Origin of the sequence: Haloferax gibbonsii (genome assembly GCF_001190965.1) — an archaeon.
Classification (GTDB): domain Archaea; phylum Halobacteriota; class Halobacteria; order Halobacteriales; family Haloferacaceae; genus Haloferax; species Haloferax gibbonsii.
Genome location: NZ_CP011950.1, coordinates 1 through 20494, shown reverse-complemented (window position 1 = coordinate 20494; position 20494 = coordinate 1). Strand labels below are relative to the sequence as shown.

Annotated in this window: 17 protein-coding genes; 7 read left to right on the top strand and 10 right to left on the bottom strand. The window is 55.8% G+C overall.

Annotated elements, in window-relative coordinates:
* Window positions 1–291: 291 nt before the first annotated feature.
* From ABY42_RS19210 to ABY42_RS18490, 4 genes are all read right to left on the bottom strand, one after another.
* Window positions 292–3726, bottom strand: a complete 3435-nt coding sequence (locus tag ABY42_RS19210; protein WP_197092952.1) for a UvrD-helicase domain-containing protein — start codon at window positions 3724–3726, stop codon at window positions 292–294.
* Window positions 3719–5395: a PD-(D/E)XK nuclease family protein gene (locus ABY42_RS19930; protein ID WP_197092951.1), complete on the bottom strand. Its 1677-nt coding sequence runs from the start codon at window positions 5393–5395 to the stop codon at window positions 3719–3721. Before ABY42_RS19930 ends, ABY42_RS19210 begins: the two co-directional genes overlap by 8 nt.
* A 465-nt stretch (window positions 5396–5860) precedes the next feature.
* A complete protein-coding gene (locus ABY42_RS19205) occupies window positions 5861–6370 on the bottom strand; it encodes a metal-dependent hydrolase (RefSeq protein WP_082220735.1) in 510 nt (169 codons plus the stop codon).
* Complete coding sequence (locus tag ABY42_RS18490; RefSeq protein ID WP_050460437.1) at window positions 6363–6806, bottom strand: hypothetical protein; 444 nt, start codon at window positions 6804–6806, stop codon at window positions 6363–6365. Before ABY42_RS18490 ends, ABY42_RS19205 begins: the two co-directional genes overlap by 8 nt.
* Before the next feature lie 374 nt (window positions 6807–7180).
* Here ABY42_RS18490 and ABY42_RS18485 point away from each other — a divergent pair, with 374 nt between their 5' ends.
* From ABY42_RS18485 to ABY42_RS18475, 3 genes are read left to right on the top strand one after another with little or no spacing between them, the layout of a single operon-like run.
* Window positions 7181–8083, top strand: a complete 903-nt coding sequence (locus ABY42_RS18485) for an alpha/beta hydrolase (RefSeq protein WP_050460436.1) — start codon at window positions 7181–7183, stop codon at window positions 8081–8083.
* Window positions 8080–8895, top strand: a complete 816-nt coding sequence (locus ABY42_RS18480; RefSeq protein ID WP_231608430.1) for an SDR family NAD(P)-dependent oxidoreductase — start codon at window positions 8080–8082, stop codon at window positions 8893–8895. The genes ABY42_RS18485 and ABY42_RS18480 overlap by 4 nt, the downstream gene beginning before the upstream one ends.
* A gap of 45 nt (window positions 8896–8940) precedes the next feature.
* A complete protein-coding gene (locus tag ABY42_RS18475; RefSeq protein ID WP_050460434.1) occupies window positions 8941–9729 on the top strand; it encodes an SDR family NAD(P)-dependent oxidoreductase in 789 nt (262 codons plus the stop codon).
* A 183-nt stretch (window positions 9730–9912) separates the two neighbouring features.
* On the opposite strand, the gene ABY42_RS19200 is transcribed toward ABY42_RS18475, so the two are convergent.
* A complete protein-coding gene (locus tag ABY42_RS19200; RefSeq protein WP_082220733.1) occupies window positions 9913–10293 on the bottom strand; it encodes an HVO_A0114 family putative DNA-binding protein in 381 nt (126 codons plus the stop codon).
* 477 nt (window positions 10294–10770) lie between these two features.
* On the opposite strand from ABY42_RS19200, the gene ABY42_RS19565 reads away from it, so the two are divergent.
* Window positions 10771–11193, top strand: a complete 423-nt coding sequence (locus tag ABY42_RS19565) for a hypothetical protein (protein WP_156224461.1) — start codon at window positions 10771–10773, stop codon at window positions 11191–11193.
* A gap of 73 nt (window positions 11194–11266) precedes the next feature.
* On the opposite strand, the gene ABY42_RS19560 is transcribed toward ABY42_RS19565, so the two are convergent.
* The gene (locus tag ABY42_RS19560; RefSeq protein WP_156224459.1) at window positions 11267–11713 is read right to left on the bottom strand and encodes a hypothetical protein; all 447 of its coding nucleotides are present in this window, start codon (window positions 11711–11713) and stop codon (window positions 11267–11269) included.
* Window positions 11714–11834: 121 nt separating this feature from the next.
* On the opposite strand from ABY42_RS19560, the gene ABY42_RS18465 reads away from it, so the two are divergent.
* The 3 genes from ABY42_RS18465 (at window position 11835) to ABY42_RS19195 (ending at window position 14982) form a co-directional block, all read left to right on the top strand.
* Window positions 11835–12665 carry a hypothetical protein gene (locus tag ABY42_RS18465; RefSeq protein ID WP_050460432.1) on the top strand — a complete coding sequence of 277 codons (831 nt, stop codon included), beginning with the start codon at window positions 11835–11837 and terminating at the stop codon, window positions 12663–12665.
* Window positions 12666–12713: 48 nt separating this feature from the next.
* Window positions 12714–13739, top strand: a complete 1026-nt coding sequence (locus tag ABY42_RS18460) for a hypothetical protein (RefSeq protein ID WP_050460431.1) — start codon at window positions 12714–12716, stop codon at window positions 13737–13739.
* Between the two features lie 565 nt (window positions 13740–14304).
* Entirely contained in the window at window positions 14305–14982 is a 678-nt protein-coding gene (locus ABY42_RS19195) for an IS6 family transposase (protein ID WP_082220750.1), read from the top strand.
* 2120 nt (window positions 14983–17102) lie between these two features.
* Here ABY42_RS19195 and ABY42_RS19555 read toward each other — a convergent pair.
* From ABY42_RS19555 to ABY42_RS18445, 4 genes are all read right to left on the bottom strand, one after another.
* Window positions 17103–17240: a hypothetical protein gene (locus ABY42_RS19555; protein ID WP_156224457.1), complete on the bottom strand. Its 138-nt coding sequence runs from the start codon at window positions 17238–17240 to the stop codon at window positions 17103–17105.
* The gene (locus ABY42_RS18450) at window positions 17237–17611 is read right to left on the bottom strand and encodes a DUF7718 family protein (protein ID WP_050460429.1); all 375 of its coding nucleotides are present in this window, start codon (window positions 17609–17611) and stop codon (window positions 17237–17239) included. Before ABY42_RS18450 ends, ABY42_RS19555 begins: the two co-directional genes overlap by 4 nt.
* A 22-nt stretch (window positions 17612–17633) precedes the next feature.
* Window positions 17634–17837 carry a hypothetical protein gene (locus ABY42_RS19550; protein WP_156224456.1) on the bottom strand — a complete coding sequence of 68 codons (204 nt, stop codon included), beginning with the start codon at window positions 17835–17837 and terminating at the stop codon, window positions 17634–17636.
* Window positions 17838–18539: 702 nt separating this feature from the next.
* Complete coding sequence (locus ABY42_RS18445; protein WP_050460428.1) at window positions 18540–18938, bottom strand: hypothetical protein; 399 nt, start codon at window positions 18936–18938, stop codon at window positions 18540–18542.
* Window positions 18939–20494 lie beyond the last annotated feature (1556 nt).

The window sequence follows — 20494 nt, the reverse complement described above, 5'->3', positions numbered from 1 at the left end:
CGCATAGCCCGATTTCTTCAAATCCAAGTTCTCGCCACAGACCCTCTTCAAGTATGTACTCAGTTCGTTGTGTTGTCGATGACTCGTCGGTTGTATACGTCACTCGGTGCTGATCACCAGTGGACCCGGTGTATTCGATACTGAGCGTTTGAATCGAAGATAGAACGTCCGGCTTCGATAGTTGGTCTTTGTCCATAGTTGTGTGAGAAGCCTAACTCAGAGCCAGCGAAGACTGAGAAGTAGGCCTACCTCACCAATCAGCGAAAACAAATGCTCCGCAGAGAATGGTTCTCACCGAAGCGGTCGGAGGTGCTCAAGAACCATCTGAAGACTGACTTCGCTACACCATCCAGCAGGCTCGACGCCAATTCTCGTGACACCAGATTCGACGACACCGGAAACCTGCTGTGAAAGAATCCATCCGTATGTTTCTGCTTGGACACTGTATCGAGCGCTTGTCTCTTCGGTTGGGGACTGCAAACTGACTTTGAGGTCGTCAACGTGCCACGTCCCGTCCGCTGCCTTCGAGACAAAGTCTGCGTGGCTCTGAATCTCGATGTCGACACCATCGACACGCGAGACCGTATCCAATGACTCTTCGACGTAGACCTCCGATGCCTCCTGAAGACGCTGCCACAATCCAGAATCAGCGAACTGAGGACATAGTACTTCAGCGACGTAGGAACGTAGTTGTTGCCGCTCACCGCTGTTCACGCCCATTGCTTCCTTCCGAATTGTCGTCCCAAGTATCTCAACAAGCGGCCCACTACACATCCGCAGGGTACTGGTGGGCACATCGCGGCGGACAGCCTCGGTGAGAACACCATGAGCGACGTCCCCGACGACTTCTGGCCCCAACGACTCAAAGGTGAGTGGGACCTGTGCGGCAACACCGTCGCGAGCCGTCTGAAGTGCACGGTTGAGCAGGAAATCAACGATATGTTCGGACGCATCAGTCGCGAGCGGGTACAGTGTACTGGGATTCACAAAGCGTGGGTTCCACCTAGACGGTGACCGCTCTTGTGACGTCGCCACGAACAATTCACTCGGCACAGACGTGTTTGGTTCAGTATCAGCATTGATTCGAGGTTCGTTTCGGTGAACAGCAACAGTCACTGTCTCGCCCCCAGGCGACGAAACCTCGTAGGTCCCACGACGACTGTCGTCGAACGAAAGCGTTTCACGCAATGTATCGACCCATCGATCACGTGGCTGTGGGGACTTCCGGTGGGTGGGAAGTGGAATAACCAAATGGTCGCGAGCACGGGTGAGCGCTACGTACAGGAGGCGCCATTGTTCGGCACGATAGTCGGCGGCGGCACGCGCCAACGACGGTGGGCCGCAAAGCGCGCCATCCGCCCAGCGCTCAGTCGCCCAGCGGAGTCCAGCGTCGCGCTCGTCGCTCCCGCTCGATGCGTCGTATAGCGCGAAATCAAGCCCACAGAAGGCCTCGATATCTTTCGTATCTGTGTTCGAAGGTGGAGCAAGCCCGAGGTGGTCTCCACGAGCGACGAACACGTCACTGTATGGTCCAAATCGGCTCATATCCCCACTAATGTCCGCCAGTACGACAACATCTGATTCTCGCCCCTTCATCTGGTGAATCGTTTTGAACTGTACATCGTGCGACTCGACTTGCCCACCTGGTAGGCTCGGTCCACTTTTCGGATGCTCGCAGTAGTGGTCGAGCGCCGCTGCGAGTCGCGAGAGTGGGTACTCGGTAGCGGACTCCCACTGGGCGACTGTCTCGCAGAGTGCATCGAGCGCCGCCACACGGCGCGCTCCATCGTCGCTAAACCCGTATGGGTCAGCCCACAACGAAAGCGCAGACAGGACGGTTTCGACAACAGTAGTTCCAGACATCGTCTGGAGTCGTTGCCATTGCTGTTCGAGTTCACATAATCCTCGGAGGAGCGACGTCGTCGGCTCGCTGTGTCGCCCATTCTCGAACGCAGCTTTCATCGACCACGTTCCCTCAAGACGCATAAACGCCTCAACAAGACCATGTTCACCGAGGGGCGGCTTCAACACGAGCTTCCGTATCCGCTCGGGGTCTGTTGGATCGACAAGCCACTGGCAAACGGTCTTGACGACTTCGAGGAGTGGATGGTCGAATAACCATTCACTGGTGTTCAGCACGGAGAGCCCAACAGACCCAAACGCTCGCTCGTACAGTTCCATGTAGGTTCGACGTGGGAACAACACAGTCACAGAGCCCGAATCAAAAGTCTCGTCAGCAAATCGCGCTGCAACGCACTGTGCAAGCGCATCTGCTTCACCAACGCCAGTCGGTGGGGAAACCCACTGTCTTGTCCCCGGTGGAGATTGTGGCTCGAACGCGGCTACATGCACACCGGTTTTGGGGCCAGACTCACGAGCCGCAACAAGGCGCGGATACTCGTCGGCGTTAGTTCTACTACCACCACGAGTTGAGTCCTGGAATACTGGTTCGAATACCGTGTTGATGGCCCCAGCAATAGCGGTCGATGAACGATAAGTTCGGACCGCAGTCTCGACGACGTGTGTTTCCCACTCGATTCCGAAGTAGTCACCGTCGCGAGCAGCTTGCTCGAACAGTTGAGGGTGTGCATTACGCCACGTGTAGATGCACTGTTTGGTGTCACCGACGACGAGTACACGTGTGTCTTCATCGATTAGGTGACTGAGAGCGTCGTGCTGGACGACCGAAACGTCCTGTGCCTCATCAACGATGACAGTCGATAGCGATTCAGTGTATCGGGCACGCAACCGCTCAGAAAAGACACTCTTCTCGTCACGGTCGAAGAAGTTGGCAACCCAGTGAGCTGCATCAAGATGTGAAACAACGCCGAGTTCACGCGCGGTCTTGTCGTACGCATCGCGATACACACCAAGGAGCGAGCAGAGTTTCTCTACTACATCACGCCACGATTCAAACAGTGTGTTGTCGGCCTTAACCACCGACACCCGGTCGTCAGGGGAGTATCTCTTCGCTGTTTCGAGTGCGGAATCTGTATCGACGAATCGGCGGATGTCAGTGATGATATCCGCGAATTTAGAAGGTGGGCCATCAGGGTACGCATCGTCTATCATCTCGACGAGGGATTGCTGAAACTCCTCAATAGAGAGTCGTCGCTCGCGGCAAGCACGAAATGCGGCCGTCAACAACCCATCCAAATCGAGTTTGTACCTGCCACCAGGGTACGCCTCCGATAGCGATGCATACGTTTCGGCGACTGAGTCGTCGCTTCGGACACGTTCGAGGCACCTCGAATGAACATCGGTCAGTAAAGAATCGTCCCCTACGGCAGGCGGCTCACTGAAGCCAACTTCGGAAGCGATTGTCCCGAAGACAGTCCGGAGAATGCTATCGATTGTTCCGAGCGTATCCGTTTCTCGGAGCCGGCGCGTGAGCGCCTCTGCATCGTCTTCAGAAAGCTCAACACGACATTCGGGGTCCGCTGCTAAGGACTTCAACGCCTTGGAGATCCCGGGGATGATTGCAGCGGCGTCGTCACGAGCAAACGACGCAATACAGAGGGTCTGTTCAGGGGCTCGAACGCCGTCGTCCCACGACCGAGCAAGTGCTTCGGCAGCAACTTGCTCTGTAACCGTCGACTTCCCTGCACCCGGGTTGCAATCGAGGATAAACAGTCCTGACTCGTGTGCGAAAAACGAATCGCGAAGACGTGCTTGTGCACCCTTCAACGACGGGACATCACGATCCTTCAGCTGCTGTTTAGACATCTGTTGAACCCTCCACAATGTGGCGAATCGACGGCGGGAGCAGACATTCCTGGCTGAGGAGGTTTTGGGTTTCTTCGTGACCAATCTGAATCGGGGCAAGCGTCGTAAGGTACGGCGAGCGCTCGTACCTCGCACCCTCAAGATCGGTCTCGAACCGAGTACATACGAGGAGTTCTGTTGCTGTTGTGACCGCATCGTCGAAGTGGTCGCGTTCACGCTCGCTCGTCCACGATTCTTGAATACCCAACGTCCGTGCGTCGGATGTGTCGCCTGCGACGACGGCATCGCGCAGCGCTGCCGGGAAGACACCATCAGTCGGTTGTGGCCATTCGCCGTCGACAAGCCCCATCGCGATCACGTATGGAGCCTTCCGAAGCCACGTATCAGTCGCATCGAGGACGTCGATGGCGGTCGCATTTGCGTGTTCGCGGCGGCCCGGTCGGACAGTCGCAATCGCATCGGCGAGTTCGACGAGCGATCCCCACGACGCCGATGCGTGCTCACGAGCGACCCATTCGCGATACTTGGTTGCGAGTTCGCCGACGAGCGTTTCAGTGCGTGTGAGCGCTCGTGCCGTCCGCGCGATTTCCGAGAATGAATCCGAATCATGTACAGAGACATCAGTGAGAACTGTTTCACGGTACGAATCGAGGAGTGGAAGCAACACGTCTCGAATTTCATTTGCAGACGGTGACTTAGGACACTGACACGCCCATTCGACCAATTGTGTGAGTTGAGGGAGAGATGTATCGCCAAGCGTTTCGGTCCATGCAGTAAGCGACTGTGGTGGTTCGTCTGCAAACTCTCGCCGTGCTGCAGTCACAGCATCGTACGAGATGGACGAAGCATCAGCATCTTTGGGCGACGCCCACCCGAACAAGAGAGGTTCACACAACGTCTGTGCATCAACACGCTCGGCATCAAGGAGTCGAACAGTCGAGATGAGAAGTTTGTACGGGAGCGTTTGTGTCAGCGGCAACTGTGTCCACACGGATAACTCGTGGCCGTAGATGTCTGCTGCGTGAGACAGTGGCTGTTCATACTTGTCTGCGTCACGGGCGGCGACAATGATGTCGCTCGGGGAAATGCCCTCATCAAGTAGCCCTGCGACAAGCGCCATTGCAATGCGGGCTTCTTCACGTCGCGTTGAGGCCGTGAGTTCGGCAACAGGTACTGTTGGGGGAGAAATGGCGGTTTGTCCGTGCTGTTCGATGCCAACGGGGAGGTCCAACGGACCAAGCCGCGATTCGAGTCGGCGAGCGAGTAGCGGCCCAGTCCCCGAACGAAGATACAGATGGATGTCTACGGGGGCAGTCGTCGCAATGGTGGCGACGAAGTCCAAAAGCGACGACTCAATCATGCTCATTCCCGCAAGATGAACTCGTTCAATTGTCGGGAATACGTCGCTCCAGAGACTTGCACCAATGTCGGAGATTGCACGCGTGGCCTCTCTCACGAGAGCGCTTTCGGAGAGTGCGCGGTCGGTGTGTGTTTCGAGGTGGTGAGTGAGTGCTCGAAGCCCCGAAACGAGATCGTATACGTCTTCGTTTGCCGGGAACAGGAGTTGGGTGCCAAGACGTGAGAGTGCATCAGTGCGTGACTCGGCGCCGCCAGCCATCGTCTGCAACTCTTTGCGCGCCGCCTCGATTGTCTCGATGTGATTCGTCAAGTCGGACCCGAAGACGACCCGCAGTGACCCAATGCCGCTCAAGTTTGTTCGCAATAGGTCCTCAGCTAATCGGAGACGGTCAACCCTGTCGAGTGCTTCAGTCTCGTACCCAGCGGCAGCCGACAGTTGCCGCGCTACATCGACCGGTTGTGTGAGAAACAAACTGCTACGGGGCTGGTTGCGTTTCGCCAGACGGTGTTTCAGGTTTCGACGATGGAGTTGCCCAGTCGTCAGCACGAGGTCTGAAGAGGATGAAGAACGATGTGCGTAGGATAACAAGCGATCTTCATCGCCGATGTGGACGTGAATAGCCGCTTCTGAAACAGGCGGGTGGTCGGAACGTGAGAGTTGGTCGACCATCGGTAGATAGCCCTCACTTCGGTGAGTGCTAGGTTAAATAGTAGCCACATTCTGAAAGTGAAGACAGTCTCATCATTGACCCAAAAATGAAGTCATGGAAGGATGTCAATCTGTTGCGTCTCGTCTCTCGCCGACAATCCATCGGTTTGCTATCCCAACACCAAATGCAAGCACACCGAGTGTCACTGCAGGCCACACGTCAGTACTTAGGTACAACCCCGGTGTCGGCGGGTAGACACGCATCATGGGCCACAAAATCGGATAGGACAAACCGCTGGGCTTCAATAATAATGCATCGGCAACAAGATGTGAACTCGCACCAAGCGCAAGCAACCCAAACACACGGCGCCGTTCGGCTTCGCTCACCAGAAGCACCCCGATCAGTACTGAACACAACACCCCGCCTGTAGTGTGCAATCCGAACCAATCGAATGGAACACCGAACAGGCTTTCAACTTGCTGACTGGGTATCAGGAGTTCCACCTTCGCGAGATCAGGGATGAACGCTCCAGCCATAACGACAGTCACGTGCGATCGTGAGAGCCACCCAATACGCCACGACAACACGGTGGCAATCGTGTATGCGAGTAAAGTATGTGCGAGTAAATCAGGCATCTTCGCTCCTCGTGCGTCCGACGATTGCATTGGCCCGACCGAGTAACTCCGACCACGACAGCATATGTTGGCGCGGTTCGAGTGACCACGCGCGAGTGTCGACGCGCCAACCTCGGACGGTTCGGGCGAACACCCACAGCCCGGAGAGGAACGAGACCGTATACATGTATAGGAAGTTCGTCGCAGGGATGGTGAACGCATTCAGCACACTAAGAGTGTGGTTTGGTTTGACGATGCCGTAAACGACGACGCGCTCGCCAAGGGTAGGCTGGAGCGACGTATCGGTGATAGAGAGTCGGATGGATTTGCCAGAGCCGTATGTATCCTCGACGACCAGTGGGTCCGTCTCAACGACGGTTGCCCAGACGGTAGCTTTCTCCCCCACCCACGTGTCGTAATTTTTGTTGAGATGTTCGCCTTCAGGGTACGCGCCCACACTTGGGTCCGGTCCCAACGCCCCAAAACAAATCGCCAAGGCGACTAAGCACCCTCCAAGTAGGAGGACTCCTGCAAGCCGCGCCGGTGTGAGATTCACTGCTCAAAGGTACACGAACGGAAGAGCATCACTCCACGTACTAGGGAACTGGCTACTTTGGTGGCTTTCTTTTCGCCATCGTAGGGCGACTGCAACGTCTTGAGTCGTTCCGCGGGTGAGACACCGCCGAGAAGGATTTGAGTGAGCTAACATTCGCTGCAAGGAGCAGTGTATGACATTCTCTCATGCCCGATACTATCATAATATGATGTTTGAGAAACATAATTATAAATGGTGATGTATTCAATGTGTACGAGGAAGGAGATCAGTCAATAATGAGAGAAGACATTGAATTCGAAGCAGAAGGCGATACGCTCCGAGGTTGGTTGTACACGCCGGACGAGTACGATGGACCCGTTCCAACGGTCGTGATGGCACACGGGTTCTCGGCAGTCAAGGAGATGTATCTTGACAAATACGGAGAAGCATTTAGCGAAGCTGGATTGGGCGCCCTCGTATTCGACAATCGGAACTTCGGTGAAAGTGATGGAGAACCACGGTACGAGATCGACCCTTGGCAACAGGTTCGCGACTATCGACACGCGATTACTTACGCGATAACCCGTGACGAAGTCGACGGAGACCGTATCGGTGTCTGGGGTTCGAGTTATAGCGGCGGACACGCACTCACCGTTGGCGCACTCGAAAACCGAGTTAGCGCCGTCGTCTCACAGGTTCCTGTTACCGACGGCTATCACAACGTCCGTCGACTGGTCCGTGCTGACATCATGGGACAGTTCCAAGATCAGTTCGACCAGGATCGACTCGCCCGGTTTCAGGGCGAAGATCCGGCGATGGTTCCCGTCGTCTCAGAAGATCTCATGGGTGACGCCGCCCTGCCCACTCAGGATTCCTATGAATGGTTCACCGAGACCAAGGAGGAACGAGCCCCAAACTGGGAGAACCAAGTTACGCTCAAGACTGTTGAAATGCTGAGCGAGTACTCGCCCATCGATTACATCCATCGGATTAGCCCGACACCGATGCTGATGATCATTGCAGAGGGCGACCACCTCGCAGTCGCCGACAAAGCGTTCGAGGCCTACGAGGAGGCACTCGAACCGAAAAAGCTCGTCACGCTCGACGGCGGACACTTCGGTGCCTACGTCGAAGAGTTCGAAACGTCCAGCGGAGCGGCTCGTGATTGGTTTGTCGAGCATCTGGTGGAGGGTCAATGATGACCGACCAACTGGCTGGACAGGCTGCTATCGTCACTGGTGCGAGTTCAGGATTCGGTCGCCAGATCGCCATCTCGTTCGCCGAAGAGGGTGCCAACGTCGTCTGTGCAGATATCCGTGAGACCCCTCGAGAGGGAGGATACGAAGACAACCCCGACCTTTCAACGCCGGAAGTGATCGAGAACAGCGGTGGCGACGCAACGTTCGTCGAGTGCGACGTCACGGATGCCGGTGCCGTTGCGAACGCTGTCGATGCATGCGTGGAGACGTACTCGAGGCTGGACATCATGATGAACAACGCGGGAATATATCCGCCGAATGGGCGGATGCACGAACGTCCCGACGAGGATTTGGAGAAAGCGCATGCTGTGAACGTCAAGGGGGTCTGGAACGGATCGAAACAGGCCGTCTTGCAGTTCCTGGAACAAGGTGATGGCGGAAACATCATCAATCTCGTCTCTACTGCCGGACTGCACGGCTGGCAGAATCAGCTGGCGTATAACGCTTCGAAAGGTGCTGCGAAGCAGATAACCGAGACTCTGGCGACCGACTACGGACCCGATGGTATCAGAGCAAACGCTATCTGTCCTGGATTTGCACCAACCGCGCTCACCTCAGAGCTCTACGAAATTGAGGACTTCAAACGACACGTCATCGAGACGACTCCATACGGAGAGCGGTGGGTCAGTCCGAACGACGTCGCCAACCTGGCCGTCTTCTTGGCCTCCGACAATTCCGGATTCATTACTGGACAGTGCCACGTCGTCGACGGTGGACATTCGCTCGTTTACGCCCACACAAAGGACCTGTAGTCCACTCAAGAACAACACGACAAAAATTAGATCGACAACAGACCCATGACAGACCAACTATCAGGCCAAACGGCCATCGTCACCGGTGCGAGTTCAGGTAACGGACGAGCGATTGCTAAGACATTCGCCGAAGAGGGCGCCGCAGTCGTCTGTGCGGATATCATTGAAGACCCCAGAGAAGGTGGCTATGAAGACAAGAGCGAACTCACAACACACGACCTCATCCAGGAAAATGGTGGTGATGCGGTGTTCGTCGAGTGTGACGTGACTGATCGCGAGCAGATCCGGTCGGCCATCGATACGGCTGTTGATGAATTTGGCCAACTGGACATTATGGTGAACAACGCGGGCATCTTCACCCGACTCGTCGACATCACAGAGACGACCCAAGAGGAGTGGCACAAGACGATTGAAGTCAATCTGACCGGCGTCTGGAACGGAACGAAAGAAGCCGTTGAACAATTCGTAGAGCAGGGGAACGGTGGCAAAGTCGTCAACATTGCGTCGATCGGTGGGCTCGTCGGACTACAGGCCGAGCCAGCGTATTCTGCCTCAAAGGGTGGTGTCGTGAACTTCACTCGTGCAACCGCATTGGACTGTGCACCACACGAAATCAATGTAAATGCGGTCTGTCCTGGGTGGATCTCGACTGCGATGACGCGGGAATACTTCGATGACGACGAGTTCTGGGAGCAGCTGAGCGAGTCGACACCATGGCCACGGCTCGGTGTCCCTCAGGACGTGGCGGATGCTTGTCTCATACTCGCAGGCCCCTACGCCGAATGGATCACGGGGCACGCCTTAACCGTCGACGGTGGATACACTACTAGGTGAGCGGCACAGAACAACTGGGGCGACGGGTTTCGACATTTTTCAACCGCCTACAACGGTCAGAATCACATTCAAGTTGCTCTCAGCAAATTACGAGTGACTCATGGGTCGACTACTGAATTAACCCTGTGTGTCATATGAAATCTATCAAACACTGATGATTTCACCAAATCCGCAACCTGAGATTCAGTAAATCGGCTCAACAACGACATGTCGATGCTTCAATCGGGGGGCTTTGCTTTGACCATCTTCGTCGAATTCGACGATATCTAACGCAACCAGTTTCTGCAGATCACGACTGACGACGCCTTTGTCCAAGGTCAATTCACTAGCAAGAGCTCGAACAGAACGTGGCTCGTGTGTCTGAAGATACTCCACGATCTCAATTCGACGGTCGTGAAAGACATCATCTGCACGACCACGACTGAGAACAAGCGTGTCTGCGAACCCATGCTGCGAAAGGATTTCACTGAACGTATTGCGAAGTTCAAGATCTGAATCGAAGATCGATTCTTTGGTGAACTCAGTGGGCAACGGAATCTTCGAAGCAGGTGGTTTGTCATCCATGATTGAATCGTTCCTGCTACCGTTGTTATTTTTGCAACGCTATAAATACACCACACTGGTTAGCCTCTGTGTGTATACTTAAGCTCACAATCAGATATTTAGATTCGCTTGAACAATCTGAGTTGCTCACATACTGGACATTCGGCGAGAGAGGTTGCATAATGTCATCGCATATGCCAAGTGATGCTAGAATGTATTTCTCGACTTCCTATGATTCAGTACGAGCGAGGTGCATTCGGAACTGTGCAAATGAACGGTGTCTTTGGCGTGCATGGCCTGCGGAGGTGAGGAATATAGCAGTCCCTGGGTGTCCGAGCTGAGAGAAACTCTCAGAAGGTAAAATTCAATGAGGTATTTTCGCAATGGCCACGAACCGTTGATAGACTCACACGGATTTGCTGTCATATTTTTAGAATTGATAAACTCACCGACCATAACGCCAATAGGTTAAATAGTATGAATTTCCCATATGATAATATGACCAACCCCAACTCTCGTTACGACGACCGTGCGACTGGACCAGCAGACGACGGCATGGCAGATGTCTCAGAGGAACTCGACAAGGCGGACAACCACTCTGGAGACCGAGTGGTAGCACCTGGAGGGACCACCGACTGGAGTCAGACCATCGACGCCAACCCCTCGCGCCTCGGCGGGCCACAAATGGCACCCGGCCTCAATTCTGGACCAGACGGTCGGATGACGCTCGCAGAGTGGAAAGAAGAACAGAAAGCCGAACGTGTACGAACTGGTGTTCACCCGTCGGTGCGCGACGAAATCATGCAAGCACGTCGAGAAGCAAAGAGCACAAACTCACTCGACGACGTCGAACCCGTTGATGGAACTGGCGAACCAGAATACGAGTTGGCAGACCTCGAGCCCGAGGACATCTTCGGATAGTCTAAATTGCTATTTTCGGTAGCTTGTACGTGAGAATTCAAAGAAGTTTGAGAACCAAGAGGAGAGTCACAATTTAACGGTCAAAGTCGGACAGGCTGAAATCTCGGCGTTTCTTGGAGGGTTCCGTTTGTCGCTCGGGGGCCGTGTTTTCTGCTTCGAGTTCTTCCGAAGTGACTGGTGTCCCGTCAGGGTTGATGACGATTTCTCCTACTGTTTCGTCTCCTCCTGGATCGCGTTCTGTTTCGACAAGCTCGTATTTGTACCCCTCTTCAGTCAGTGTTTCTTCGAGTGCTTTCACGAGGGGGTCGCCTCGGATGTGCCGAATTGCAGACCCAAGCCTGTTGTCGAGTTCGGAGTCGCCGTTCCCTGATGGTACTGCGATATGGTCTTCTAGTCCGGGTGCGAAGTGGGGGAGAATTAATTTCAGGAACTCGTCTTCCCCTTCGTACGAGTATTCTCCACTGATGCAGTCTACGTAGCCTGTCTGGGACCCGTCCTCGTATATTTGGGCTCCGACCATACTTATTTGTTGACTTGTCTCCGGTGTCGGTAGTAAAAAATATCTGTTTCACTAATTCTAACATTTTCAGATAATCTTCACAGATCATTCATATAGGATAACTGAAAACATTGTGGTAACGATGAAGCTCACATTCAGCAAAGCGATGTTGGGTTCGCCCCAGGTGTGGTACGAGGGCGACACGCCGAGAGACTTCGAGTACGAGGCGGCGATGCGACATCAGTTCAAGTGCGACGAGTGTGGGCTGTCGATCCTTCAGACCGACTTGTTTCTGAACGCTCCTGCCCGCGACCCGCCGAAGTCGGCTCCCAAGCCAGCGGTCCTTGGGTTCTACATCGGCACGACCACAGTGAAGTGCGACTACTGTCGAAAAGGCGCGAACGGAAAGCGGGTTGAGGACCCTGCTGAGTATAAGGACTTCCGCTCTCAGAGTGCGATCAATGAGGCACACAAAGGCTGGACGCTCAATTCGCCAGTTGACGGCGAACCGCTGAAACACAATTCGGTTTACAAGCAGTTGACTGAAAGGGCAATCAAATCAATACACGATGAGGTCCCCCCCGTCCTCTACGAGGGAACTAACGTCGGCCCGGATGCTGGTTTCAGAGGTACGTTCCGTACGAAGGTTCGCCAATTGAAGCGGCGTCTCGACGACCGGAAGATTCCGGACTCGTTGACTGTGGACCCGATGGGCGGCCCCGCACCGAACCCTGGCGACCCCCGAGTGCCTACCAATGAGGCCGAGGACACCGACAATTCGTACGCAAGTGACGAGGTCAAGGAAGATGCTCGTCGGTTCGATGAGCGAGTCGAGAAGGAGTCGAAACAAAATACGATCCCCGACGTGCCAAGTACACCACCTGCTCAGGAATTCGAAGAAGAGCCAATCCGTCTTGACGATGATGAAGACCCGTTCGAGGACACCACGCCGACGGACATTCAAATTGAATGAATAGTCATCTACAGTGAACTTTTAACGAGGGCAGAGATACACATGGTAATGGAACATCATATTTACGAAATGGAACCTCAAACCTTCCCGGCAATCGTTGCCCTGCAAAACCCGTCTAACGGGGAGAGAGAACAGACGTTCACGGTGTTTTTTGATACCGTAGCAGGCTACAGAGCCAATGCGCTTGGGCCCTTGAAACAGCAGGTGAAAAAAGACGAGTCTCATTTGTACCCCGAAGAAATGGTTCACGACTACGTCACTCACATTACCTCGGAGGCGACCTTTGACGACCTCGGGGATTTTATTGAGTTCGCAAGGACTGAAGCAGTCTACGTTGTTACACCAGACGAGGTTCATCTCTATGCTGCCCTCAGCATGGACGCACAAGTTCTTACACCGATAGCATACGGTGCCGAAATAGATGTCCACGAGCCCCAGACGTTCGAACACCCGTATGATGGAACAACTGAGGCCGAACCTATCGACACTATCGACTACAACAGACTACAACGCCCTTCTGACGAACTCTCTGAGCTGACGAAAGATATCCTCATCGAGCAGGCAAACCACATCGTCGGTATGGGGAAGGTCTATCTGCAAAATGCGGAAGAAAGCCGGGCTTTTGAGGAGGGGCAACTGAAGAACGAAAGATACCACATTACAATGCCTAGGGGGCAGGAGCTTGTTGTTCGCTACAACGACCTCCTACAGTTCAACGACCACCGCGAATCTGCAGGCGTTCTCGTCCGGGTCCCCTACTCGGACTCCGAGAGCCACGAAGAAGTCTGCCAGAGGTTTGCCAAAATCCACTGGCAAATCAATGAACTCCGCTACCGTCAAAGCCGAAAGCTCTGGAATCTCCGGAACGAGGAATCCGACCTCTCCGAAGAAGAATTCCAAGAGATGCTTTTCGAGAAGCGGAACGAACTTTCGAAGGAGATGGTCTGGGCAACGACCGCCGAGTTCGGGACCGAGATTGCACCGTGGTCACCACAACCGTACAGCAACTACTTCCGCCGCGTCACGAACACACCGATGGAAGCGTTCAAACTGAACGACGTCGTCAAATACTAACAACGGGTGAGGCCTCAACAGCCGTCCTGAGATAACCTGCAAGTCTGCACGGAGGTATTAGGACAATCCAAGATCGCATTCAGGACTGGGTCCAGTTGCGATTGATTCAGGTATTGAGGTGTTCATTATTACGCATCACCGAACGTGACCCGTTTCACAGCTATAGAGTAGTACACGCTCAGCGAGTCCAGCTTTCCCACAATCTTCGCACTCGATCAACGATATTTGATTGAAACAGCCACACAAGGCGAGTGCAGCACGAATATGAACTCGAGCGTCTTGTGACTCTGCTCGAGTGAGTGCTTGTACAAGGTGCATTTGAAGTTGCTCAGACGGGATGTGGGTGTTGTTGGAGTGCATGGTTTGGAGAGATGGGTCTAAAGCAGTCGCTGGGAGTCTGTGCTGAGAAAGATTCTCAGAAAGAGACCGTACTGCTTACCGAACTACAAACGACAGGATTGTCTTTTGTTCCTATCATTGGAGATAGTCGATGGATAAAAATAAAGGGCACTGTCTAGTTAAGCCAGTTTGAGGAACGAGCAGGTCGTTGAGTTAGTTGGTCAAGATGCTCGCAGACCTGCTCAGCGAGTGCTTTGCGACGGATTTAGAAGAAACTTGGGAGCGTGAGCGGACGGCAACGCCCGTCAGGGCGTTCGCCGTCCAGCTCCACGCGACCGGTTGTTCACTTAGAGAGACAAAAGAAATTCTTCGATTACTCGGCGTTGAACGCTCCCACCAAGCGGTTTGGCAATGGGTACATCGGCTGGCCGACAGCGGTCACAACCCGCCTGAGGCGAAGCCGAAGCGGGTTGCGGTCGACGAGACCGCTGTCAAAATCAATGGTGAGTGGTCTTGGCTGTACGCTGCAATAGACACCGAGACAAAGCTGATTCTTGACGTCGAATTGTTTGGACGACATGGTACCGACCCGGCTGCTGCGTTTCTCCATCGACTTTCCGAGAAACACGATCTCTCAGACACTGTGTTTCTCGTTGATGGCTACGGCTATCAGACTGCCATCTCTCGATTAGGATTGAGCGGTCGGCTGGACTACGTCGAGCGAAACCTCATCGAAAAATGGTTTCACACCCTCAAAATGCGAGTCGACCGCTTCCATAATTCGTGGGTGGGCAGTCACGGAAGCGTCCGCGAGTGGTTCATACAATTTGTGCAATACTACAACTTTCAAAGACCGCATCAAGCGCTCGACGGACGAACACCGGTCGAGGAGGCGACTAACTAGACAGTGCCAAATAAAGGATTGTGTTTGTGAATTGTTAATAATTTCCGGCACGTAGTCGTCTTCGTCCTCGAACTGCGGAGCGCCGACAACCGCTTCATCCACCGAACGGAAGCGGTGCATCTCCGTCGATGCTTCCTCGACGAACCACTCGGGCGTCGATTCGCTCACGAGGTGGACGACGCTGCAGCCGGGCACCCGCGAGCCGAAGTCACGACCCGAGATGTAGCCACGACCCCACTCGTCAACCGAGTTCGGGTCTTTCGGACCCATCATGTCGGCGAGACGCCGGTACCGGGGAACCGGCACAATCGTGCCCGTGTTTGGCCCCGACGACCGCTGACCAACGTTCTGGGACTCGACAGCGTCATGCGTGTCGTACGACGTGCTGAACTTGGCATCGCGCCACGTAATCTCACGACCAGTCCCACGACGCTCGACGTACATCGAGGTCTTCGAGGTAACAGCGAGCGTCAGTTGCTTGCCGTACTGGCCGGGCGACGGGTTCGCCAGGGTGACGATGTCGCCTTCACGCAGGACTTCCTCGGGCGACGAACGGTGCCAGATGGTCACCTTCGCAAACTCGGAGCCAGCCGAGGTCTGTTCGACGAACGGCGACACGTCGCGAACCTTCGCAACCTGGAACTGCGAGTCAGGCGCGTTTGGCTCGTACAGTTCGACGACTTTCACGCGGGCCGTACATCCGGGCCACGTTCCTTCGATGGTCGCCAGCGATTGCGAGTTCGGGTGGAACACGTCTTCGACGGCCTTGATGACCGCTTCGAGTTCGTTCCGGGTGTTCTCGACGGCTTCGGTGACCGTCGCTTCGACTGCTGCGAGGTCCACGCCGGGGACTTCGAGGCCGCCCTTCTGACGGATACGCTCGTAGACGTCCGCCGTCAACTTCTCGATGGTCGCACGCTGTGGGTGTGCGAGGTCGTGCGCCGGCAGGGGCGCATTCGCGTCTTCCTCGTGGACGAGACGGACTGGGCCCCACTGCGACTGGTCGGCCCACTCGTCAACGACCATCTGACTGTTTGGCTCGGCGTACGCACTGCGACCGAACGGCTGGTGCGGTTGCCGCGACGGAGCCGTTTCGACGAACTCCGTGTGGTCGCCTGCGGAGTGGTCTTTGAACGACCGGGCGAACGAACGAGCCATCTCGTGTTCGTCGCTGAACAGGTTGAACGCGAGGTTCACCGGACGGGGAGCCAGCGAGGCGACGTAGGCACGGTTCTCCTCGGAGCGCTCGGTTTCGGAAGCGATGAGTTGTGCTTCCGAGATGATGCCGTCACGCACTGGGTCAGCACGAGCGCTGATGGTCAGCAGTTCTTCTTCGAGGGCGAGCGACCGCTCGGCGTCTGCGAGCGTCATGTGCGACGGGATGTCGATGGTCAGCTCACCGGACTCGTCGTAGACGGTCATGCCCGAATCACGGTTCTGCAGCAGCCGCCACGTCTGAGTCGTGTTGCCGATTTCGGCCCACACACCGAACTCTGCGCCGATGCCGACTGCCGTCTTCGCGTCGTTGGCCGCGCCGGCGTTCATCGACGCACTGGATGCAACGACTGGCTGGCCGTCTTTCGTCTCGCCGATGACATCGCCGGCGACGCTGGTCTGGCCGCCTTCGGGCGACTCGAAGTTCGCCGACGAACCGTGTGCGTCGTCGAGGTCCACGTCGTACTCTGCGTGCGGCGAGTCGCGGAACATCCGCTCGTCGTCGTCAGGACTGCGTGCTGCAAGGCCGCCTTCGTTCCACTGTTCTGCTTCGATGCTGTCGTAGACGTTGTTGTTGTCACTCATAATAGAGTCTCCAAGGATAGCTGCCGAAGAACCGCCGTTGCGGGACGTACCCGACCCAACCGGGTTCGTCGTTTCATCTTCGCCAACCATCTCACTTCTCTAGCCGGGTGCCAATACCACCGAAAATCTACTCACCTTCCGTACCCCCACTACGACTTTAGCCCGTCCGAATTAGCATACGCAACAAAGGAGGGTCGACGGCGTTCGAGGGCCGGCGGTGTCGGCCCGAGACGGCGGCGGGCCGCAAGTGAGTGGGGCGATGGCAGGGCTCGGTCGGTGGCGTGGCTGTCGCTCAGCGGTCGGCCAGCGTCAAAAGGCGTCTACTCGGCCTCGGCGTTGTCGTCTTCGCGTTCCATCGCTTCGAGATCGGCTTGGACGGCGGCGTCGAATGCCGCTCGGGCTTCGTTGAAGAATTCGGCGAGCTTGTCGTCCATCTGTTCGAACTCTTCGTCGGTCACTGGTCGGAAGGTGGGGTCAGGTTGTGCCATCGTTCGTATCTCTTGGTGTATGCTTCGTTGTGAGTCCGCAAATGTTCTTCGGCGAAATTCAGTGCCTCGTTGGCGTCGATAGGCCCGGTGAGGTCTTCGACGAACGCTTTCTCGCCGTCGCGGTAGACATCCAGGTGGAGTCCTTCGTCGGCGACGTCGTGGCCACCGGGGGCGTCCTCGTCGTGGTCGTAGCGGACGACCTCGTGCCACTCGCCGTCGTGCCAGTATTCGAGTTGGACGATGAATCGCGTCACCCGGCCTCGGTGGGTGCTGAAGGCCAACCGCACTTGGATGTGCTTGGCCAACGGCTTCGGCGGGGGCGTTCGTTCGTACTCGGTCATTCAGGTGTCAGAGCGGGACAAATCATCGGCGGAGTCGGCTGTACTCCGACTTACCCGGCGGGTCCTCGCCACCACCGTCGACGATTTCCTCGGTGTAGTAGCAGTCGCCGCAGACCCACCGGGGTTCGGTCTTCGAGAGGGTCTTGATGTTGAACTGTCGCATCTTACGCATCAAGTAGCCGCATCGAGGACAGGTCTTGTTCTGGTCGGGAACAGTGTTGAACATGAGCAAGCGTCGAACAGGGACAAAAAATGCTCAGGGGCGGGAAAAATTGACACGACTTTCTGCTGTGCTGGGGTGGGCGGAACAGTAGCTGTCGCGGTCGGGGTTCGGTCGCGGTTCGGTCACTGTTCGTGCGCGTGTGGAGGCCGACAGGCCGACCGCGTGTACGGTGGTGGTTCGGCGGACTACCAGGCCCCATCCGGAGGCGTTGCCGTTCCGAAAGGTCGCTGGTGAATGTGCATTTGCCTCACAATCCTGCGTGGGGCCACGAGGACGCTGAGCGAACCGCGTTCGGCGCTGGTTTTCGGCGCGTCACTTGACCGCCGCACCGTTCGCATTGAGGGTGTGGGTCGACAACGTTCGACGGCCCGCGACGGCGGCGGGCCCGACCCATCTGTGTGAGCGTCGATGGCCCGGTGGCCACTGAGCCGGTCGCACCCGTTGCGTACTCGTCGCGACGACTGCTCGAACATCAACTGGCGGTTCGTTTCCTCACTGTCCCACTCGTCGATTGCCACTCCGTCTTCCCCACCTCATCTCACCTCTCATCTGGCTGGTCGACGATGACTGACTTCCCTACTGTCTCGTCTTCACCTGACTTTCTTACTCTCGACTTTCTGATATACTAATTTCTTCTTCCTCCAAATATGCACTACAACCTGTGTTCACTGGCTTTTGCTCTGCAACGAATGGGGTGGGTTTGGCTCAGAGAGCGCGGGCCGGGGCGGTCTCGATGGCCTCCCCGATGCCGCTGTGCGCTCGCCGCTTGTTGAGGTAGTCGCGGACTTTGTTGGGGTTGCGTGCCTTCGTGTCGATGTAGTCGGCGATCTTCTTGCACTCGTTCCGGAAGACGTCGGCATCTTCGTGGCCGGCGCGGTCGAGCAGGACGGCGACCCGCATCAGCTCCGTTCGGTAAGCGGTGAACAGCCACGGCGTGAACGCCTCGAACGGCGTCTCGTCGTAGTTGCTGTTGAGGTCGTTGAGCATCCGCTGGGCCTTGAGGAGCCGGCGTTCGTCGAGATTGAACCCGAACTCGTCGGGGTCGTCTAGCAGGTCGTTCATGAGAACTTCGAAAAACTCGGTGACTTCGTCGGTTTCGGTCATTGGAATTTCGCCTGTCTTTGGAGGACAAATGCCCCACAGTGGGCGTGTCTGGCCGCTCTAGGGCGGGACGATGGCCACGAGATGCTGGTGGGTGGGCGCCGGGCGTCGAGTCGTCGGCGAGGCCCCGACGACGTAAGCACCGCAGCGAAGCGAGGAGCACAACGAGTCGCGGCCCGCCGCGACGAAGATGGGCGGCACGGGAGTCACTGAGTCACCCTCGAACACCACCCGAACAGCGGCGACAACTCATCATAACGAATCTGATACTTCGTGTAGCACACTCTCGACTCCAACGAAGGATTCCCCTATGGGGACAGTAAGGGGGACACTCCCACTACGACCACCACTGACCACTCACTCGAGACGACGACAGAGGACTTCCCCACTGGGGATGGACACACCACTATTGCCAGTAAAGCATCGACCCAATCTGACCACGTTGCGACCGGCCCGCCAGGGCTGTCGACGTCCTCCTTCGTTCGCCGGGCGACGACGACTGACTTCCCACTCCTGCGGTGGCTGTCCGACCCCGACTGGCGACGTCGTCGCTGCCGCCGACTCCGTCGGAACTATCACTTTTCTGAGAGTGCGATTGCAGGCTGAGTTCCCACTCTGTCGATGGTCTCCCGACCGGGGTTCCACGGCGATACTCACCTCGGCTTTCTACTCGACTTCCCGCCTCGACGATCACCCAGCACCAGGCTTCGACGACCACTGACTTCCCCCTCCTATCGACCACGCATCCAAGGGGCCGGCTGACCCGTGTGGCCTGACCATCCCTCTCTCGACGACCGCCGACTTCCCCTCCCTTCGACCATCCATCCAGAGTCCACGCTGCGACGACTGGCCGAACCCTCACCCTCCCGAAGGAGTGTTCAAATCTTCTGATACATCGTGGGGCCGAAGGCCACCTCTCGGTGCTTCCAATTGGTCGGCCTTCGTGGCCCGAACGAAATGCGATTTAGTCTCCGCGCAGGCTTGATAGGGTTCTTACTAAGACGCGAGGGGGGTAAATCGGGGGTGCAAGGGGGGTTGCACACACACCGGAATAAAGTATATCATCAACAATCAACAAAGTTGAGCGAATGGTGCTCCGCTAAAACTGGTTTAATAACACTGAGACCCATTGAAAACCATATTTGGGTGTCTGTCTGAATACGAGGGGCCGCACACCATATTTCGTTTGATTTTCACTCTCCAAACACCCCCTGCACAGCATTGCTGTCTGTCGATTACTGTTAGTTCTGAGGCGGTCAAATAGTACGGTGGCGTTTTTTGGCCAAAAAAGGGTGTGCAAGGGGGGTGTGCAACCCCCTTATTGTACTACCGTCTACTTATTTTCACATATTATCTTAATTTCGACCCCTTGCACACCCCCCCTACACACCCCCCTTGCACACCCAATTAGCCCTGTTCATGAATATTGATATATGGCTCTTCATCACGACGGCCATATGTTGAAATCTACTGGGAGGAAACCCGCCAGTAGAAGACACCGATCTGGACTTTCGAGAACGGACAACCTTCGGGAGTTATCGCTATCGGCACTAATTTAC

Excerpts from the sequence above, each read along its gene's own strand:
- ABY42_RS19550 (WP_156224456.1), bottom strand. The coding sequence starts at position 17,837 with ATGTTCAACACTGTTCCCGACCAGAACAAGACCTGTCCTCGATGCGGC.
- ABY42_RS18445 (WP_050460428.1), bottom strand. The coding sequence starts at position 18,938 with ATGACCGAAACCGACGAAGTCACCGAGTTTTTCGAAGTTCTCATGAAC.
- ABY42_RS19565 (WP_156224461.1), top strand. The coding sequence starts at position 10,771 with ATGACCAACCCCAACTCTCGTTACGACGACCGTGCGACTGGACCAGCA.
- ABY42_RS18460 (WP_050460431.1), top strand. The coding sequence starts at position 12,714 with ATGGAACATCATATTTACGAAATGGAACCTCAAACCTTCCCGGCAATC.
- ABY42_RS19205 (WP_082220735.1), bottom strand. The coding sequence starts at position 6,370 with ATGCCTGATTTACTCGCACATACTTTACTCGCATACACGATTGCCACC.
- ABY42_RS18485 (WP_050460436.1), top strand. The coding sequence starts at position 7,181 with ATGAGAGAAGACATTGAATTCGAAGCAGAAGGCGATACGCTCCGAGGT.
- ABY42_RS18475 (WP_050460434.1), top strand. The coding sequence starts at position 8,941 with ATGACAGACCAACTATCAGGCCAAACGGCCATCGTCACCGGTGCGAGT.
- ABY42_RS19200 (WP_082220733.1), bottom strand. The coding sequence starts at position 10,293 with ATGGATGACAAACCACCTGCTTCGAAGATTCCGTTGCCCACTGAGTTC.
- ABY42_RS18465 (WP_050460432.1), top strand. The coding sequence starts at position 11,835 with ATGAAGCTCACATTCAGCAAAGCGATGTTGGGTTCGCCCCAGGTGTGG.
- ABY42_RS19560 (WP_156224459.1), bottom strand. The coding sequence starts at position 11,713 with ATGGTCGGAGCCCAAATATACGAGGACGGGTCCCAGACAGGCTACGTA.
- ABY42_RS18450 (WP_050460429.1), bottom strand. The coding sequence starts at position 17,611 with ATGACCGAGTACGAACGAACGCCCCCGCCGAAGCCGTTGGCCAAGCAC.
- ABY42_RS19195 (WP_082220750.1), top strand. The coding sequence starts at position 14,305 with ATGCTCGCAGACCTGCTCAGCGAGTGCTTTGCGACGGATTTAGAAGAA.
- ABY42_RS19210 (WP_197092952.1), bottom strand. The coding sequence starts at position 3,726 with ATGTCTAAACAGCAGCTGAAGGATCGTGATGTCCCGTCGTTGAAGGGT.
- ABY42_RS18480 (WP_231608430.1), top strand. The coding sequence starts at position 8,080 with ATGATGACCGACCAACTGGCTGGACAGGCTGCTATCGTCACTGGTGCG.